Source organism: Candidatus Liberimonas magnetica, assembly GCA_020523885.1.
Taxonomy (GTDB): Bacteria; Elusimicrobiota; Endomicrobiia; order Endomicrobiales; family JAFGIL01; genus Liberimonas; species Liberimonas magnetica.
In genome coordinates, this window is record JAJAPY010000018.1 from 29,517 (window position 1) to 48,958 (window position 19,442).

Here is a 19,442-nt window from a genome sequence, read left to right on the forward strand (position 1 = left end):
CATTTTAAATCCGTTTACCATCTCCTGTCTGCCATCTCCCGCCTTATTTAAGCTTTTTTAAAAATATCTCTTTTGCATTATTTATGCTTTTTTTGCCGTCGTTTATTACTTTGCTGGCAAGATCTTTTAGGTCCATATGATTACGGTTTATAAAACTTGAAAGTATCATATATAAATTAACACCTGTTATCACTTCTATATTTTTTGTATTGCAGAAAGGAAGGCATGCATTGCACGGTGTGCCCCCTAGCATGTCTGTAAGAATAAGGGCTCCGTTGCCGTCAATATCCTTTAAAGCCTGTCCAACCTTTTCAACCATGGTAGACAAGCTCTCTTGAGGAGTCAGTGTCAGGATAACTGCATTTTCCTGTTTTCCTACTATCGATTCTGCAGTACGAAGTATTTCTGCACCGAGCTGTCCGTGAGTTATAACGATAACTTTAATCATTAAATTCCCTTTATTAAGAATGGCTTCCCCCCTTCGTTACTGCCATTTTTGGCCCGAAATTATTTTTTTACTCGTTTTCTTGAAGTATAATATTTTATCTTATAATCTTTTCAATATCCCGGTGATGGACGAAAACTGAAAATTTATTTAACTTTAAATATTTGGCTATGCTTTCAGCTACTACCACCGAACGGTGCCTTCCGCCTGTACAACCGATGGCTAAAGTAAGATGGCTTTTTCCTTCTTTTATGTAGAGAGGTATCAGAAATTGAAGCAAATTGTAGAACCGTTTAAAAAATTCTTTCGAAGTTTTTTGCCTTATAACATAATCTTTTACTTTTATGTCCCTTCCGGTTTTATGCCTTAATCTTGGGATATAGTTAGGATTAGGCATGAACCTTACGTCTATAACCAGGTCCGCATCTGTGGGAATACCGTATTTATACCCGAAAGAAAGCAGAGAAACTGTTATTTTTTTTGACAGGCGGATATTCATCTCTTTCCCGATTATTTCTTTTAACTCGCCCAGGGTTAAATTAGACGTATCTATCTCCTGGTCTGAAATAACACGGATCCTTTCCATGAATTTTCTTTCTCTCTTAATACCCTCCATTACCCTTCTCCCCAGCGGATGCCGGCGCCTGGTTTCGGAATAACGCTGAAGAAGGGTGTCATCGTTCGCATTGAAATATATAATCTTATATTTTATCCCTTTTTTCTTGATCTTATCTAAAACCTGTTTTAAGGATAATAACGATGATTCCCCTGCCCTAATGTCTATACCGATAGCTACCTGGTTCCATTTCGTCTTATAATCCTTGTAAAGATCTGCAAATTTCTGGACAAGAGCTATCGGCAGGTTATCTATGCAGAAAAATCCCATGTCTTCTAATATTTTCAGAGCCTGGCTTTTTCCTGCTCCGGATAAACCTGTAATAACAAAAAACTGATGGTTCATGTTAAAACCGTCGATTACATAGATTAACAAAGAAGATTACGCAGATCTCATAAGTGATTTTATTTATAATCTGCGTAATCTTCTATAAATCTGTTAAGCATGTATAGAATTTTTTAATCCCTATACTTCAAAAAGCGCTAGTCTAGGCTTTGCTTGACATCATATTTATTAACCGCGCATTAAGTTCTTTAGCGCTGTAAAAACCTCTTTTTTTAAGCTGCTGGTTTAAACTTGCGATCTCAATTAAAACTGCAAGGTTCCTGCCGGATCGTACAGGAAAAATGACTTCCGGAATATCAATACCGAGAATCATCGTATGCTTTTCTTCAAGGCCTATTCTGTCATATTCTTTTTGGGGGTCCCATTCTTCAAAACGAACGACAAGCTCAATCCTTGACTTATCAAGGATAAATCCTACACCGAAAAGCCTGTCGACATCTATTATCCCCAGCCCCCTAAGCTCCATATGGTATTGGATGGTTTCATCTCTATTTGCGATCAAAATGCCGCCCGAATGCCTATGTATCTGGACAATATCGTCCGCAACAAGCATGTGGTTTCTTTTTATAAGTTCCAGCGCACATTCAGATTTTCCGATACCCGCATCCCCCACTATCAAAACACCAAGCCCGTATACGTTCACCAGGACACCATGCATTGTCGTAGATTCGGCCATCTTTTCTTCCAGATATGTTATTAATTCCGCCATAAGGCTTGAAGTCGTAAGTTCGGTGGTCATTAACGGAACTTTATTTTTTTTATGGGCACTCAGCATTTCAGGTAAAGGTTTAAGACCGCGGGAAAGGATACAACATGGTATATCCTTAAATGTAAATATTTTCTTAAAGACTTCAGTGCGCTTTTCTGAGGTAAGTGACCTAAGGTAAGAATACTCGCCTAACCCGATTATCTGTATACGCTCGCTTGAAAAATGCTCTAAATACCCGGAAAACGTCAGTCCCGGCCTGTTTATCTCTGAAACTTTAATTGCCCTTGACAGCCCTGCCTTCCCCTCATGAAGTTTAAGCTTTAAGGCTTCCCCCTTTTCTTTTAAAAAAGTTTCAACGGTTAATGCGGACATATATTCCTTTAAGTTAGTTTCTCTATGAAACTAACTTAATTGCAAATTGAAAATTGCAAAGTTCAAAGTGCAAATTTAACTACTTTTTCTTTTAAATATTTTACCATTTTTCGTTTTTGAATTTGCTATTTGCAATTTTTCGATTTACAATTTGCTTAATTATTAATATTCATCTTCCTGCTTTATTATTTTTACAACTTCCTGGGGGGTTTTTGCATTACGCAGTGCTTGCCTGAAAAACTTGTCTTTAAATAGCCTTGAAACACGTGCAAGAGCCTTTAAATGCTGGCCGGCGACTTCTATGGGGCCTACAAGTAAAAATATCAGAAATACGGGCTCGCCGTCCAATGAATTGAACGCTACGCCTTTTTGAGAAATTGCAAGAGCTCCTACTTGTTTATCAATAATATCGGTCTTACCATGTGGGATTGCAACACCCTGCCCGATGCCGGTTGAACCAAGCTTTTCTCTTTCAAGTATAGTTTCATTTATTTTAGAAGAGTTCTTGATCTTTTTTAAAGAGCTTAAAAGCCCTACAATTTCGGAAATCGCTGATTTCTTATCCTGAGCTTTCAAATCCAAAATTATAGAATCTTCATCAAGAAAATCCATTATTTTCATCTTATGCCTCCTTGGCAAATCCGGATAGATTATAACTCTTAAGCCATTATTTCTTAGGCCTTATCAAACCGTACGAGTTCTGGTCTTTAAGATAAACGACGTTGATTTTTGAAGTTTCAATATTGTTAAACATATAGAACTTATCTTTAATTTTTATCATTTCTCTAATAGCTTCCTCTACGGATAAAGTCTTGATATCATATTGTTTTATTTCATCAATGTTTTTTCCGAAATTCTCAAGATCAAAATCCAATTTATCAAGATCGCTTATCTGTATCATGGAAGTTTTCTGTTTGTGTATGTTTTTAACAATTTCTTTATGTTTTTTCAATTGTTTTTCGATCTTATCAAGAGCCAAATCAATTGCCGCATATAGGTCAGTTGACTCTTCCTTTGATCTAAATGTTATTTTTTTAGCATGAATAACGATCTCTGCCAATTGCCTGTGTTTTTCAACGGAAATAATAACTTGTGCCCAGACAATGTGATCAAAGTATTTTTCGCATCTTTCCACTTTCTTCTGGATATAATCCGCAATAGGGTTCGTTAATTTTAAATGCCTTGCTGAAATATTAATTTGCATAGTTCATCCTTTATTTATATATATAATACTATTTGAAATTGATTTATATCATATTTTCAATAAATCTGCAAGTTTCTAAGCATTTTACATCTTGAATTTTTCGCCAAGATAGACCCGCCGTGCTTCAGGGCTTTCTAGTAATTCCCTGGCATTTCCTTCAAGCAATATCCTGCCTTCGTAAATAATATATGCCCTGTCAATGATCTCCAGGGTTTCCCTGACGTTATGGTCAGTAATAAGTATGCCAAGGCCTTTCTTTTTCAATTCTGCGATTATATTCTGAATATCACATACCGTTATCGGGTCAATGCCTACAAAAGGCTCATCTAACAAAAGGAACTTCGGATCGGTTACAAGAGACCTTGCAATCTCGCACCTTCTTTTTTCGCCTCCTGAAAGCGTCGAAGCAAGCTGGTTTCTTAAAGGCTTAAGCCCAAGTTCGTCTAAAAGGCGCTCCACTTTATCTTCTTTTTCCTTTTTGCTCAAGGGAAGTATCTCAGCTATCGCCCAAAGGTTGTCTTCTACGCTAAGCCCGCGGAATATCGAAGGTTCCTGTGACAGGTAGCCTATACCTTCACGCGCTCTCTGATACATCGGCATATCACTGATATTTTTTTGGTCAAGATAGATACTTCCGCCAAAAGGTTTTATCAAACCTACGGTCATATAAAAAGTCGTTGTCTTGCCGGCTCCGTTCGGCCCTAAAAGGCCTACTATCTCTCCCTGATTGACTTCCATGCTGATATCGTTTACAACAAACCTTTTTTTATATTTTTTTCTCAAATTGACGCTTTTTAGTATCATAAACAATTTCTCCTATACCTACCGCTGGACTTGATATGTAGATCGTTGAAGTTTTTCAACGATCTATTTTTTATTTATTTCATGTACAAACCCTTTGACGTTCCCTTCAAGTATCATTCTTTTTTTATCAACAAACATCGTTATTTTGTCCGCAAAAAACCTGTCTTTCTTGCCCTGGCCATAATACATGACCTCAGGCTGTTCGGCCAACCCTGTTAAATACATTTTTTTATCTGTATAAAAAAATAATGCCCTGTGAGAGAAAGCCGATGCAGACGAAGATATGATCTCCACATTGCCTGTTGCATCAGCCTGTTTGGCCTCATTGTTAAAATTTATCGTATCTGCAGAAAGCGTAACAGGCGATGTCGAGTTTATAGTAGCATAAAAAAGTTTCGGCCTTTTCCCGGATAATTCTCCGGATTTACTTTTAAGGTTATATACCGCTTTGTAAGACAGCCCTCTTAACGGTTCATTTTCATTTATTATCGTAAGAAAGCTGACATTCCCTTTTGCATTTATTACATCTGCCACCTTGTCCTGTATTATCTCATCGGCTTTTAATACATCCTGCCCGTGTACCACCTGCGCATTGCCTGAAAAAATTACTTTTTTCCCGGCATCGAGCATTTCCATGCTTTCGCCGGTTACGATAGTTTTTGCCTTGTTCTGCGCAAAAGAACCATTATTAGAACCGGCACATAAAACAATGCAGCAAGATATAAAGTATGCCCGATAGATTTTCATTTATTATCTTCCATTTCAACCAACTGCTTTTTTATAATAACGGATTTCAGGTCCGGAGTAGCTTCAAGCCCTTTGCCATATATGACTTCTGTAGGCCTGATAAGCTTTACATTTTCTTCTGTGACGATCTTTTTGATGTCTGAGCGATAATGCAGATTGCTCGTGAAAAGTTTTTCTCCCTTGGCAGTGACGAGTACACAGTCGCTGTCACCCCAGATATCATATGTCTCGGTATTTATCCTGCCTGATTTTGCTTTGAGGTTCGAAGTATATTCCCCCTTCTCGTAAAATTTTATCTCGGGCAACGTTAAGAATATCTTTTTTTGTTCTTCGAAAATTTCCGCAGAAATAGCATCAAGCACCCAGTCCGGTTTTCCTTTGTTCGACTCAGAAATGCTGAACTTTTCTATTATCTGTTTTTTCAAGGGTGTGCTGTTCATTATTTCTTTTTTGCTGCCGCATGCCGGTACCATTAAAAGAACTGTTATTAAATAAAATATAAGCTTTCTCATTTACCGAACCTTGTTTTCCATCTCTTGTGCATCCAGACCCACTGGCTTGGATATTTACGAATATGGTCTTCTATGAGCTTTGTTATCATCTGAGTATTCTCAAGTACATCTTTTTCCATGTTATCCGTCTTAATAAGCTCCAACGGCCCTGTAAGCAAGCATTCATGCCTGTCATCCGGCATCCTGACATCAAGAGCAAGGACAACTGAAGCTCCTGTCCTTAAGGCAAGTGCTGCCAGCCCTGAAGGTGTCCAGGCTGGCCTGGAAAAAAAATCCACAAAAACACCGTTCACCTCTGTGTCCTGGTCTATCAGCATCGCTATAGCTTCGTTATTCCTCAGGCCTCTAAGCATCTCTTTTGCTGAAGATCTATCTGAACGCAAAATCACGTTCATTCCTTTTGATTTCCTGAAATTAACAAGCATATTATTTAATCCTTCGATATAAATATGCTTTGCTATAACGTTTATGGGAAACCCGCTCTGTGCCAGGGATGAACCCATTATTTCCCAGTTTCCGCAATGAGCGCTGGCTATGAACACTCCCTTTTTGAAAGACAGGGCTTGAGCCATGGCGTCTTTGTTCTTTATAGAGGCTAATTCAAGGAGCTGCTCTTTTGTTATCTTAGGGAAAAGGAATAATTCAAAGAGGTTTTTACCCTGATTTATAAATACTTCTTTTGATATCCTTTTTATTTCTTCGCCAGTTTTTTCGGACAGGCATAAGCGCAGATTATTGAAAGTTATATCTCTTGCATCTTTGATCAAATAATAAGCCAAAAGACCGAGCAATCCGCCGAATTTAACTGCAATTTTATATGGAAAAAATAAAATTATCTTCGAGAACAGTAATGCAAGAAGATAGTAAATTTGACGGGCTATTTTTTTAAACACTCAAGTTGAACTCCACTTTGCTTCATTGACTTAATTACAAATTGGTAATCTATTCATTAAAATTATTTATCATCTTTCAATCTGTATTTTGCATTTTGCATTTTTCAATTTGCATTATAGTATTCTATCTTACCCCACAGATTGTTGTTTAGGCATATCCTTCAGCCAGGGAGTAATATCCGAAGGAATTTGCCTCATATAAGGTTTTAAGAAATGGTTCAGCAGAAAAAAAAGTACTAATAAAACCGTATATATTACCGCCAGGGTTCTAGCATGCCATCTCCAGGAAGGCCTCCAAGTGGGCAAGTCCTGGGCCGGGGGTTTTATATCCGTGCCGCATTTCTTGCAGAATTTAGCACTTTCTTTATTGTCAATATTGCATTTCGGGCATTTCATAAAAACCTCCTAAAATCAGACTTTAGACAACAGACCACAGACTTTGATAACAGACAAAAACCAGGAAGAGATTTTGATTTTAGACTGTAGTCTCATGTCTGATGTCTGTCGTCTTTCTTTATCAATTTATCTATTTTTAAGACTATGTCCATTATTTCAGGCAGCTCCTTTAAAGAAAGGCTGTTTTGACCGTCGGAAAGAGCTTTTTCGGGTTTTGAGTGCACCTCAACAAAAACTCCGGCTATACCTGATGAAACAGCAGCTTTCATTAACGGTTTTATGAACTCTCTCTCGCCGCCGGATGATTTTTCCGGCCCGCCCGGTATTTGAACGGAATGTGTTGCGTCAAATATAACCGGATAAAAAGTCTTTTTCATTATCTCAAGTGACCTGATATCAGTTATAAGATTATTATAACCGAAAGAAGTTCCCCTCTCCGTAAGGATGATCTTTTTATTGCCGGCATGTTCAACTTTTTTTACTATATTGTTAACTCCATAAGGAGAAAGAAACTGCCCCTTTTTTATGTTTACGATTAGTCCAGTTTTTGCACACTCCGTTATAAGGTCGGTCTGACGGCACAAAAAAGCAGGAATTTGTATTATATCTACAACCTTTGCCACTTCTTTTACATCCAACCTGCAATGAACATCCGTTAGGACCGGCAGGTTGTATTTCTTTTTTACAAGAGACAATATCCGTAAACCTTCTTCAAGACCCGGTCCTCTGAAAGATTCTATCGAAGAACGGTTAGCTTTATCATATGAAGCTTTGAAGATCAGCGGGACTTTAAGTTTTGCGGCTATTTTCTTCAACTCATACGCGATCCGGAGCGTTTGATTTTCATTTTCGATAACGCAGGGACCTGCAATCAAAACCAAAGGCAACGAGTTGGATATCTTAATGCTGTTTTTGAGTTTTATCGTTTTATAATTCATATATTTAACCCTCATACATAGAATCAAATCCGAAATACGAAATCCGAAAAAATCTGCAAATAGAAAAGACTTCCATATTTAAAATAAATTTAATTTTGCTATTTGCTGTTTTGGTTATTCAATATTTTTTCGGATTTCGATATTCGTGCTTCGAAATTGCCTCTCTTTTATAGCATTTTCTCAATTTTCTTTATATCTTCAGGTATATCTACTCCGAATGAATCTACGGCCGAAATTATGACCTTTATTTTATAGCCGTTCTCAAGAGCCCTTAATTGCTCAAGTTTCTCTGCTTTTTCAAGCGGTGTTTGTTTTAAGGCTGAGAATCTTAAAATAAAATCTTTTCTGTATGCATAAATACCTATATGTTTATAATGTTTTGTTTTGCCATAACCCCTGTTAAACGGTATAGGAAAACGGGAAAAGTAAACTGCATTCTTATCTTTATCAAAAACAACTTTAACGACATTCGGGTCTCTTATCTCTTGCTTTACTTTTATATGGTATGCCGCAGTTGCCATAACAATACCTTTATCCGATCTAATGGCTTTTGCAATGTTGTCTATTAAAAACGGAGATATCAAAGGCTCATCTCCCTGGATATTTATAAGAATGCCAGCTTCTTTATTTAATTTTCTTGCCACTTCTGCCAGCCTGTCGGTCCCGGTCCTGCAAGCTCTTGAGGTCATTAGCGTTTTGGCGCCAAAGGTTTTGCATACCGCTTCAATGCGCCTGTCATCTGTCGCAATTATGATATCATCAAGGGTTTTAGATTTTAGCGCCTGCCTATAGACCCTCTCTATTAAATACTGCCCTTTGATCTTTATCAAAGGTTTTCCGGGCAGCCTTGTTGAATCATACCGTGCAGGGATTACGCCTATTATTTTCACCTGTAAATACTCCTCAATCTTCCTTTAAAAACCACTTGGCACTTTTGATAGTTCAATCAATTTACTTTTTACAAACTTCTACTACAGATGATCCGCCGAAACAGCAACAGCGATGCCCCGAATAGGCGCGTTTATCGCAGGTACGTCTTGCTCAGGCGGGTCATTCATCTAATTCTATTTAAAAGTCTGTATGGCCAGTTTTAATTCCTCAGGAGTAACCGTCGCTGTGCCCAGTTTTGCCACGACAAGGCCTGCGGCAAAGTTCGCTATCTCCGCAGCTTCCCTGAAGTTCGCCCCTGAAGCTATTGCAAGAGTAAACGTCGCAATAACGGTGTCCCCGGCACCCGTAACATCAAAGACCTCTTTAGCCCTTGTAGGAATATGTGTTATCCTGTTTCCATGCTCAAAAAGAGTCATCCCCTTTTCACCCAGTGTAATAAGGACTGTTTCAGACTGCAGTTTTCTCAATATTTTATTGCCGAGATCGAGGATGTCTCTATCTTTTGTTACTTCTTTATACCTCATGCCGGCTATTGCTTCTGCCTGGTTGGGAGTTATACAGGTAACTTTTTTGTAGCTTAAAAAATGTTCTATCTTCGGGTCAACAGTAACTGGAATCCTGCATTTATGAGCCAGGCTTATTGTCTTTTTTAAGACCGTTTTATTTATTACTCCTTTCCCGTAGTCAGAGATTATAATGGCATCGATCATAGATATAATAGTTTCAAGGCGGCTGATCAGTTCATCGTTCAGTCTTTGGTCAAGCTCTCCTTTCAATTCCTTATCTACCCGTACCACCTGTTGGTGGGCGGCGATTATCCTTGTTTTAATGCTGGTAGGTCTAAAATCATCGCTTATGATGCCTTTTATATTTATGCTGTTTTTAATAAAATCCTTTTTAAGGTCGTCACCAACGCTGTCTTTTCCTATTACCCCGAAAAGAAAGACCTCAGAACCCAGGCTCCTCAGGTTATTTGCCACGTTGCCGGCGCCTCCGAGTGCATAAGTCTCCTTATCTATGAGAACGACAGGCACAGGCGCCTCTGGTGATATCCTTGTAACCTTTCCCCATACAAACTTGTCAACCATTAAATCCCCGATAACAAGTATCTTTTGTTTTTTAAACTCCGGGATAAATTTTATCAACCTGTTCATTAGGTATTCTCCATATATATATTTATATACTTATTATTTGATTTTACTATATTTTTCATCTGTTTTTCAAGCTGTTTTTGAGATTTTCGAGGTTTTGTTTTAGATTGGTAGGTTGGCTGGTTTGATTACTTAATCTATTTTTTATAGTTACGGGATTTTACTCCAGCATTTTGTTATCTTTTATTGTCTGGAAAATCATTTCCTGAAGGATTGAATTTCCTTTTTCATTTAGATGACAGTGGTCATTCTTCGCAAAGATATCTTTTCCCGGGATTCCGTGTCCAGCCGCAAGGCAAACAGCACTATCTACATCAACAAGAGGAGTTTTCGTGTTTTTGCTTATTTTTTTTATTATTGAGTTTGTAGTCCTTGACGCTCTGTGCGGCCTCAGATCGGCATCCAATCCAACTTCTAATAAGTTCAAAGCTTCATTATATTTTCCTTTATTGTAAAGTTCTATGCCTTTTTCAAAATCCGCACCTTTCTTTTTAAAAGGTTCGTTTAATCTGTTATAGGCAACCGTAGATATGGCCATTTTAATATGCTTTTTTCTTGCCAGGAAGATCATTTGTAAAATATTGTTATTATATCTCTGGTATATATAGTTTTTTGCATCCTTATCAAAATCAATGTTCCAAGAAACTCTATTTTTAATATTATTAGGGAAAAACGGAATTTTACCCGCCTTATTTAAATCTACAACCTTCTGAAGGGCCACCGCTGTAGTTTTATTGATACCATAGCATAAAAACTGATATATTCTTGAATGCTCGATCAACAGGTCGTTTAATTGCCTAAGCGGACCGTTTCTTGCCGCTATCTCTTCTATGAATTTTTCTTCGAATTCGTTGTGGCCTGAATATAGAACCATAATATCCGGTTCATAGCCCAGGACTTCCTGAAAACTTAAAAGCAGCCTTGATGTCCCGTAAGAATTGCCGCCGATATTAATGATCCTTATTACCTTATCTCCGGCAATGTTTTTTAATTTTTCCTGAAGAATACCAGCGTTTCCCAAATTATATACGCTTGATCCGCCAAAAATGAATATCCTTATCTCATTTTTGCTTTTACTTACCGGGAAACTTTGATCAAGAAATACGCCTATCTTATCTTTTTTTGTCCTATAATTGTCCCCCTCAATATCGAATATTTTGTATTCAGGTGTTATCTGGAAACCTGCATCCGGGGGGATATAGCTAAACCCTGACACCCGCAAGGTCATTTCTATAGCAAAAACAAGGAAGGCACAGGTTACGTATAATAACAATATTAGTAATATTTTTTTCAATAATTTACCTGGCCCGTTTATCTGATTTTTCTACCAATCTATTTTCTGGCCTTTTAAATATTTTTGTGATTGTAAATCTCCGAGCCTGGCAGCCTTTTTTAGGCAATCAAACATCATTTTAGAGTTTCCTTTTTTGTAATATAAGGCACTCATATTTTGGTAGGCTTCTACGTACTTTGGATTGATACTTACCGCTTTCTCATACATCTCAATTGCTTTGTCGGAATTTCCTTTATCGTTATATGCATTACCCATGTTAAAATATGCTGTAGCAAGTTTTGGATTGGCACGTACCGCTTTTTCATACAGTTCTATCGCCCTATCATGGTTTTTCTTTCTATAATATGAATTGCCGATATTGGTATAAGTCTGTGCATACTCTGCGGTAATATTTATCGTTTTTTCATAATCAGGATTGATATTTATCGTTTTTTCATACATCTCAACTGATTTGTCGCGGTTTCCTTTTTGGTTATAAAGAACAGCCAGATTAAAATATGCAATCGCAAACTTTGGGTTGATGCTCACCGCTTTCTCAAGCCTCTCAATTGCTTTGTCGTAATCTCCTTTTTTGTAATATGCAACGCTCATATTTTGATAGGCTTCCACATACTTTGGATTGATACTTATCGCTTTCTCGAATATTTCGATTCCTTTATCGTAGTTTCCTTTGTTGTCATATGCAACACCCATATTAAAATAAGCCGTCGCAAACTTTGGGTTGATACTTACCGCTTTCTCATACATTTCGATCGCTTTGTCGTAGTCTCCTTTTCTGAAATATGCATTACCCTTATTGGTATAGGATTGTGCAGTCTCTGGAACCGGAGCTGAAGATATAGTTACCGCTTTCTCAGTCCCTGGTGTAATATTTGCAGCTTCCTTTCGCACATCAATCGCTTTTTCTGGGGTTGCTTTTTTTGCAAACGCCAAACCCAGATTCCGATACGCTTCTGCACGTTTTGGATTGATACTTGCCGCTTTCTCATAAAGCTCGATTGCTTTATCGTGGTTCCCTTTTTTATCATAGGCCAAACCCATATTGGCATAGGCTTCAGCATACGCTGAATTGATATTTATCGCTTTCCCGTACATCTCAATTGCTTTATCGTAGTCCTCTTTGCTGTCATATGCAATACCCATATTAGAATATGCTACCGCAAGTTTTGGATTAATCTTTACTGCGTTTTCATACATCTCGATAGCTTTGTCGTGGTCCCCTTTTTTGTCATACGACAAACCTAAATTTCTGTAGGCTTCAGCGTATGAGGGATTAATGCTTACTGCTTTCTCATAAAGTTCAATTGCTTTGTCTTGGTTACCTTTTTTGTAATATGCAAAACCCATATTCCTATAAGCTTCCGCATAAGCTGGATTGATATTTACCGCTTTCTCAAATAGTTCAATTGCTTTGTCTTGGTTTCCTTTGCTGCTATATGCCAAGCCCACATTGTTACAAGCTTCAGCATATTCAGGATTGATATTTACAGCTTTCTCGTACATCTCGATCGCTTTATCGTGGTTCCCTTTTTTATCATAGGCCAGACCCATATTCTGATAGGCTTCAGCATATTCCGGATCTATACTTACCGCTTTCTCATACATCTCGATGGCCTTGTCGTAGTCTCCTTTGGTGTCATAGGCTGAACCTTTATTTAAATATGCTGTCGCAAGCTTTGGATTAATACGCAGAGCTTTATCATACATCTCAATTGCTTTATCCCGGTTCCCTTTTTGGATATAGGCAAAACCTATATCCCGATACGCTTCAGCATACTCAGGATTGATGCTTACCGCTTTCTCATACATATCAATTGCCTTGTCATGGTTTCCATTCTCGTCATACGCACCCCCCATATTCCGATAAGCTTCAGCATGTGACGGGTCGATACTTACCACTTTCTTATACAGATCAATTGCTTTGTCGTAGTTCCTTTTTTTGTTATAGGCAAAACCCATACCAAAATATGCTTCAAGCTTCGGATTAATGAGTACTGTTTTCTCATACGGCTCATTTGCTTTCTCGTAGTTGACTTTGTCATCATACGCAATACCCAAAAGGGCATAAACTCTCATATCTTCCGGATTGGTAGTTACCGCTTTCTCGAACATTTCGATGGCTTTGTCATGGTTCCCCTTTTTATCATAGGCCAAACCCAGATTCCGGTACGATTCCGGATGGTCCGGATCTAAACTTATCGCTTTCTCATACATCTCAATTGCTTTGTCGTAGTTCCCTTTTCTGTCATAGGCCAACCCCATATTCCTATAGGCTTCAGAATTCTTTGGTTCAATACTTACTGCTTTCTCGTACAGCTCAATTGCTTTGTCGTAATTTCCTTTGTTGTCATATGCGATACCCATATTGAAATATGCTGTCGCAAGTTTTGGATTAATACGTATCGCTTTTTCGTACATCTCGATCGCTTTATCGCGGTTCCCTTTTTGATTATATGCAAAACCCATATTCCTATAGGCTTCAGCATATTCCGGATTTATATGTACCGCTTTCTCGTACAGCTCAATTGCCTTATCGTAGTTTACTTTTTGGTTATATGAAAATCCCATATTCCTATAGGCTTCAGCATACTCCGGATTTATGCTTACCGCTTTCTCATACATCTCCATGGCTTTGTCGTGGTTACCTTTTTTGTCATATTCCAAACCCATATTGTTATAGGCTTTTGCATGTTCCGGATTGATGCTTACAGCTTTTTCATACATTTCAATTGCTTTATCAATTTTTCCTTTTATGTCATACGTAATTCCCAGATTAAAATATGCTGTCACAAACCTTGGATCGATGCTTAGCGCTCTGTCATACATCTCTATGGCTTTATCATAGTTTTCTTTTTCTGCATATTCTGCGGCCATATCGTTATAAGCTTGTGCGTCGTCTGCCTTGAAGCTTGCCGCTTTTCCATACATCTCTATGGCTTTGTCATAGAGCCTCAAATTCAATGCATCATACCCGTTACTGAACAGCTGATATATTTTAAAATTTTCCGTAGGGTTTATTTTTATTTCTTTTTTTTCATTTTCCTTTAACACCATTTTTAAACTGTCAATTAAACTAAGAACTATTTTATCTTGAAGTTTAAAAATATCATCCATACTTCCTGTTGCTTCTGCGGTCCCAATTGCTTTTTTAGTTTCTACATCCATAAATCTTGCGCGCACCTGCAAGGTGCTCCCCTTAACCTGATAAGAGCCTAAGACCATCACGTCAACACCATACATTTTCCCTGCCTTAACTGAGGTTTTTTCTTCGACTACACCGGACGTTTCATATTTTATCCTATTCAATATCTCCGATACCTGTTCTCTGTCAAGCAAATTTATCTTCTTTACTTTTGCAAGTTTTCTAGTCAGGGTTTCCGCAAAACCAGCACCTATCCAGTTTATTTCTTTGTCTTTAGATAAATTGTTAAAAGGCATTACCGCTATATTTTTTGAAAACACAGGACAAGAAAAAAGGAAAACAAAAGCAATCAATATAGTAAAATGTTTTCCAAACCTCATGTTTCAAACCTCCAATTTATTTTTAGCGTATAGCCGTATAGCATACAGCGTGTAGCGTATAGAATTTTAGCACACCATGAGTAAACAACTCAAGTACCCTTATTCTTTACACTTTTCCATATCGTATTATCAAACTATGTCCCTACTCTTCGCCTAAGTATGTTTCATTATCCAAAGAGCGGCAGTTAACAGGTTTTTTTCTAGTACATCGGGTTTGAGCTTTCCTTTGCTGTTCTTTATCTTTATGTATTCTTCTTTTCCATGGCCCGTAAGGATAAATATGCCCGTGCCGCCCATGTTCTGGCCTAAGAGAAAATCATTCGTATGGTCGCCTATCGAAAACGACCTTTTCAGGTCAAGGTTAAATTTCTTTTTTGCCTTTTCTATCATGCCAAGCTTCGGCTTCCGGCAGATGCACCCGTCATCCGGCAGATGCGGGCAATAGTAGAGAGCATCAACACCGGCGCCTTTTCTTTTAAGAAGTTTAATTAAATAATTATTGATCTGTTTCAGTTTTTTCTCTGTAAGGTACCCCCTGCCTATTCCTGACTGGTTGGTTACGATTACAATCTTAAAATCTCTATCTTTAAGAAGCTTTAAAGCTTTTATGACCCCTGAAAGCAGCTTGATGTCCTTGACCTTTCTTAAGTAATGTCTTTCTTTTACTATTGTGCCGTCCCGATCTATAAAGACTGCGATATTTTTTTTATCTCTTTTTGCCAAATTTCTTCTCCTTTTGTGAATTGAACCTCGATATTCAGATAGTAAAACCTGTCTTTTAAATCCTTGTGCAATTTATCCGTCACGACCCTTAGCCGGACAGCATCTTTCTGCGTAGTAATAAATATATCGTTTTTTCTGGAATGTTTAAGTATTTCCATGACCTCGGTTTCATCAAACCAATGATGGTCCCTGAACTTATAATGTTTAAGGACTTTAAAACCTGCTTTTTCAAGCGTGGCATTAAAAGCTTCATTTTCGCCTATAGCAGAAATAGCTATCACTTCTCTACGTTCTATATCCTTAAGTCCAAAATTATTTGCATTGGATAATCTTATTATGCTTGTAGGCATGTATTTTGATATTAGTATTTCAGCCTGGCTATATTTCTTTATTTCGTTTTCAACAACCTCGGTTTTTTCTATGCCAGCCAGGTTGCTGGAAGTCAGGACTATGACCCCGGACCTTTTAAGCGAAGAAAGCGGCTCCCTTAATATCCCTGCGGGTATAAGATAGCCGTTCCCGAACGGATTTTTTGCGTTTATGCATACAATATCGAGCCCTCTGGATATCTTCCATTGCTGGAATCCGTCGTCTAAAATAAAAATATCTACCGGATAACTTTCCAGTGCTTTTAAAGCCGCAGAAGATCTGTCCGCTCCTACAACTACGATCGCATCTTTAGCGCTTTCAGCTATTAAATACGGCTCGTCCCCAGCCTCTGCAGGTGAAACAAGTATTTTTGAACCGTCGCTTACAACGAGCGGTTCCTTTGTTTTTATTTTCCTTTTATATCCCCTTGTAAGGACCGCCGGCTTAAGCCCGTTCTTAATGAGTTCCTTGGCTATTTTTATTACGATAGGAGTTTTTCCTGTACCACCCCATGTAATGTTTCCTACACTTATTACCGGCTTGGAAAGCTTCCGCGGATCCGTGAACTTCGAATCCAAATAGGACAAAATCCTGTAAATTAAAGTAAAGGGGTAAAGTATGATTTGCATATTCATTTTCTAGTTTTCTCCCAGAGTTTCACATATTTTATCAAAGTATAATAGGAATACATAACCGACAATATAAAACCTTCTTTACCGTCTAAATAACCGGCTTTTAGGATATACATCCTGGCAAACATCGCAAGAGGGTTGATTATTATTTGATAAACTTTGAATCTTTTGCCTTCCTTGGTCATCTCATCTGCTCGTAAACTGGAATACCTTTCCATTTTTTCAAAGAACTGGCTTAAAGTCAAAAACGGAAACTGAAGGATATGTTCCTTCATGTAACCTACTCTGCCGTTAAGTTCAAAAGTTTCATGGACCATCTGCTCCGTATACCTCATTTTCTTTTTATTGAAGAACTGCGGCTGCCTGTAATCCGGATACCAGCCGCAGTGCCTTATTCTATGGTCAAGAAAATGGCTGATCCGGGGAACATAATAAGCATCTTTGTCCGGCCCGTCTGCAAGTTTTTTTAGCACCTCATTCTTAAATTCCGGGGTTACTCGTTCATCCGTATCCACGCTTAAAATCCAGTCGTAAGCAGTATGTGCTAAAGCAATGTTCCTGAGCTTGCCGAAACCGACGAATTCCTGCTGGAATATCTTATCTGTATATTTTCTTGCGATCTCAACCGTTTTATCCGTACTATAAGAGTCCAGGACGACTATTTCATCTGCCCATTTTACGCTTTCAAGGCAGTCGCCGATCTTGTCTTCATTATTGTATGACATTATATAGACCGATAATTTATTTGCCGGCATAAAAACCTCCTGAATCAGACTTAAGACTAATACTTCAGACTACAGACTTCAGGCCAGAAACTACAACAAACCTTTTTATTTTATAGCTTTTAGCTGTTGTCTGCAGTTTGCAATCTGATTTTCATAGACTTTTATAAACTTCAATTATATTGTTTATAGTCGAATCTATGCTGAACTTTTCTTTTACAGAATTTGAAGCATCCGCGCCCATCTTCTTTCTTTTTGCTTCATCACTTAGAAGTATTTCAAGTACCCTTACCAGTTCCTTTGAATCTTCTTTCGGCACCAGATAACCGGTCTTTCCCGAATCAAAAGTCTCGGGTATCCCCCCGACATTTGTGCCTATCACGGGTTTTCCCATAGCCTGAGCTTCGATCATGACCTGCCCCAAGCCTTCTTTATCCCATGACAGCAGGCAAAATATATCCATCACAGCAATGAAATCCTGGATGTTTTCCTGGTATCCCGCAAAGATTATCTTGTCATGCAAACCGGATTCATCGGTTAATTCTATTAAGGTCTTTTTAAAAGGACCGTCTCCCAGTACAAGATAATAAACATCCGGATATTTATCTCTCAATACTTTAGCTGCTTCAATTAAATACTGCTGCCCCTTTCCTTTTGGAAGGTTCATCGCTCCGATGTTCCCAATAACTACCTTGTTTTCAAGCCCGTATTTTTTTCTTACTTCCATCCCAGAAACATTTGAATTAAATACCTTAAAATCCAATCCGTTATAGATTACCCTGACCTTATTTTCCGGTATATTTTCATTTATGATAAGGTTATCCTTAACTGCCTCAGATATAGCTATCACCTTGTCTGCCCATCTGTAATGGCTTCTTGAATACCATTTGTGCGGTATATCGGCATGCCTGTGAAATACTACTTTAAGCCTGGACCCTTTTAACCATTTTACGAATATGCACGGCCAGAATACTTTTCCCTGATGCGCATGAATGATGTCAGCTTTTTCTTTATTTACCGTGTTCCATAATTTTATAAATCCAACAGGGTCGAACGAACCTTTTATAGCGACAGGGTAAACCTTTATGCCAAGGGCCTTTGCCCTTTCAAACAAATAACTGTCCTGCGGGCATGCTATTGCGTTGTCTATCCCTCGTTTCTGGAGCTCGTTTACTATGGAAAGCATTACTTTTTCTGCACCGCCGGCTGTCCAGGAAGAATAAACATGCAGTATCTTTTTTAAACCCATCAATAAACCTCAATGCAAAATGCAAATTGAAAAGTGCAAAATTAAGGTGTCCTGACTTGAGTCATGACAATTTAAATAAGTTCTACAAAGAAGAACACCTCAATTTTGCATTTTACACTTTTATTTTTGCATTTATTTATATATTTTATTTCCCAGCTCGGCATACTCTTTAAAACTCGCTTTAAAAAACGTCTCAACAACTTCAAGGTTTTTTGCCTTTACACAAGCCCAATATTGGCCCAAAGAATAGCTCATTTTAACATAATCCCTTGTAAGCATCTGGGATTTATAGCATTCTAGAGCTTCTTTTTTTACAGGCCATTGGCTTGAGATATCAACCAAAATGTTCGGATAAACAGGAAACCAAATTGGATATGCATATACCATAAAATCGAAATTCATATTTTTTTCTAAACCTGTAAATGCCTGGTTTATCGCCCTGTGGTCAACATGGTTGTCAAGAAGGAACGGCAAAAACACGATCTCGGGTTTTTTATCCTCAATTATTTTTGAAAGGACATCTGATAATCCGGTATTGCCGGAAAGTGATTCGGCTTTATTTTGCAGGAAAGTATAAGACTCCACCTCTAATATTTTTAGCGCATTAAGCGATTCTTTGTCGCGTTCTTCTGAGTCATGAGTAAAGTAAACTATATCGCAGGTCCCGCCTTGTTTTATGTGTTTATACAAAGTCCCGCCGCAGCCGATTACCTCATCATCCTGGTGGGGAGCAAGAACCAAGACTTTTTTTCCGGGTAATTTATCTTCCAGATGAAGAGAGTATTTCAAGTAAGGCTGTATCGTTTCATATAAGCGGAATAACCTGCTATAGCGTATAAAATTTACCATTTAAAACTCCTAAAACAGACCAGAGACATCAGACTACAGACTTCAGACTAGAACCAACA

General features: G+C 38.1%; 20 protein-coding genes. All 20 read right to left on the reverse strand.

What is annotated here, in order from left to right; all coding sequences use genetic code 11:
• Nucleotides 1-43: 43 nt before the first annotated feature.
• The gene (locus LHV68_11435; protein MCB4792479.1) at nucleotides 44-448 is read right to left on the reverse strand and encodes a PTS mannose transporter subunit IIAB; all 405 of its coding nucleotides are present in this window, start codon (nucleotides 446-448) and stop codon (nucleotides 44-46) included.
• Nucleotides 449-542: 94 nt separating this feature from the next.
• Nucleotides 543-1,406 carry an RNase adapter RapZ gene (rapZ, locus tag LHV68_11440; GenBank protein ID MCB4792480.1) on the reverse strand — a complete coding sequence of 288 codons (864 nt, stop codon included), beginning with the start codon at nucleotides 1,404-1,406 and terminating at the stop codon, nucleotides 543-545.
• A 142-nt stretch (nucleotides 1,407-1,548) separates the two neighbouring features.
• Entirely contained in the window at nucleotides 1,549-2,487 is a 939-nt protein-coding gene (gene hprK / locus LHV68_11445; protein MCB4792481.1) for an HPr(Ser) kinase/phosphatase, read from the reverse strand.
• A gap of 162 nt (nucleotides 2,488-2,649) precedes the next feature.
• A complete protein-coding gene (locus LHV68_11450) occupies nucleotides 2,650-3,108 on the reverse strand; it encodes a PTS sugar transporter subunit IIA (GenBank protein ID MCB4792482.1) in 459 nt (152 codons plus the stop codon).
• Between the two features lie 46 nt (nucleotides 3,109-3,154).
• Complete coding sequence (gene raiA, locus LHV68_11455) at nucleotides 3,155-3,691, reverse strand: ribosome-associated translation inhibitor RaiA (GenBank protein ID MCB4792483.1); 537 nt, start codon at nucleotides 3,689-3,691, stop codon at nucleotides 3,155-3,157.
• An 84-nt stretch (nucleotides 3,692-3,775) separates the two neighbouring features.
• Nucleotides 3,776-4,495 (reverse strand): LPS export ABC transporter ATP-binding protein, encoded by a 720-nt coding sequence (gene lptB / locus LHV68_11460; GenBank protein ID MCB4792484.1) that lies wholly within the window; start codon nucleotides 4,493-4,495, stop codon nucleotides 3,776-3,778.
• A gap of 63 nt (nucleotides 4,496-4,558) precedes the next feature.
• Entirely contained in the window at nucleotides 4,559-5,242 is a 684-nt protein-coding gene (locus LHV68_11465; protein MCB4792485.1) for an LptA/OstA family protein, read from the reverse strand.
• Complete coding sequence (gene lptC / locus LHV68_11470) at nucleotides 5,239-5,754, reverse strand: LPS export ABC transporter periplasmic protein LptC (protein ID MCB4792486.1); 516 nt, start codon at nucleotides 5,752-5,754, stop codon at nucleotides 5,239-5,241. Before lptC ends, LHV68_11465 begins: the two co-directional genes overlap by 4 nt.
• A complete protein-coding gene (locus LHV68_11475) occupies nucleotides 5,751-6,647 on the reverse strand; it encodes a lysophospholipid acyltransferase family protein (GenBank protein MCB4792487.1) in 897 nt (298 codons plus the stop codon). Before LHV68_11475 ends, lptC begins: the two co-directional genes overlap by 4 nt.
• Nucleotides 6,648-6,776: 129 nt before the next feature.
• Nucleotides 6,777-7,043, reverse strand: coding sequence for a zinc ribbon domain-containing protein (locus LHV68_11480; protein MCB4792488.1), 267 nt, complete (start codon nucleotides 7,041-7,043; stop codon nucleotides 6,777-6,779).
• Nucleotides 7,044-7,135: 92 nt separating this feature from the next.
• Nucleotides 7,136-7,981 carry a 3-deoxy-8-phosphooctulonate synthase gene (gene kdsA, locus LHV68_11485; protein MCB4792489.1) on the reverse strand — a complete coding sequence of 282 codons (846 nt, stop codon included), beginning with the start codon at nucleotides 7,979-7,981 and terminating at the stop codon, nucleotides 7,136-7,138.
• 167 nt (nucleotides 7,982-8,148) lie between these two features.
• Nucleotides 8,149-8,871: a 3-deoxy-manno-octulosonate cytidylyltransferase gene (kdsB, locus tag LHV68_11490; protein ID MCB4792490.1), complete on the reverse strand. Its 723-nt coding sequence runs from the start codon at nucleotides 8,869-8,871 to the stop codon at nucleotides 8,149-8,151.
• Nucleotides 8,872-9,045: 174 nt separating this feature from the next.
• Entirely contained in the window at nucleotides 9,046-10,026 is a 981-nt protein-coding gene (gene rfaE1, locus LHV68_11495; GenBank protein ID MCB4792491.1) for a D-glycero-beta-D-manno-heptose-7-phosphate kinase, read from the reverse strand.
• A gap of 157 nt (nucleotides 10,027-10,183) precedes the next feature.
• A complete protein-coding gene (locus tag LHV68_11500; protein MCB4792492.1) occupies nucleotides 10,184-11,317 on the reverse strand; it encodes an SGNH/GDSL hydrolase family protein in 1,134 nt (377 codons plus the stop codon).
• Nucleotides 11,318-11,347: 30 nt separating this feature from the next.
• Nucleotides 11,348-14,839 (reverse strand): tetratricopeptide repeat protein, encoded by a 3,492-nt coding sequence (locus tag LHV68_11505; protein MCB4792493.1) that lies wholly within the window; start codon nucleotides 14,837-14,839, stop codon nucleotides 11,348-11,350.
• A 153-nt stretch (nucleotides 14,840-14,992) separates the two neighbouring features.
• Nucleotides 14,993-15,562, reverse strand: a complete 570-nt coding sequence (locus LHV68_11510) for an HAD family hydrolase (protein ID MCB4792494.1) — start codon at nucleotides 15,560-15,562, stop codon at nucleotides 14,993-14,995.
• The gene (gene lpxK / locus LHV68_11515; protein ID MCB4792495.1) at nucleotides 15,523-16,566 is read right to left on the reverse strand and encodes a tetraacyldisaccharide 4'-kinase; all 1,044 of its coding nucleotides are present in this window, start codon (nucleotides 16,564-16,566) and stop codon (nucleotides 15,523-15,525) included. The genes LHV68_11510 and lpxK overlap by 40 nt, the downstream gene beginning before the upstream one ends.
• Nucleotides 16,563-17,318, reverse strand: a complete 756-nt coding sequence (locus tag LHV68_11520) for a glycosyltransferase family 2 protein (GenBank protein MCB4792496.1) — start codon at nucleotides 17,316-17,318, stop codon at nucleotides 16,563-16,565. The genes lpxK and LHV68_11520 overlap by 4 nt, the downstream gene beginning before the upstream one ends.
• Before the next feature lie 121 nt (nucleotides 17,319-17,439).
• A complete protein-coding gene (locus LHV68_11525; GenBank protein MCB4792497.1) occupies nucleotides 17,440-18,534 on the reverse strand; it encodes a glycosyltransferase family 4 protein in 1,095 nt (364 codons plus the stop codon).
• A 132-nt stretch (nucleotides 18,535-18,666) separates the two neighbouring features.
• Entirely contained in the window at nucleotides 18,667-19,383 is a 717-nt protein-coding gene (locus LHV68_11530; GenBank protein MCB4792498.1) for a PIG-L family deacetylase, read from the reverse strand.
• Nucleotides 19,384-19,442: the final 59 nt, after the last annotated feature.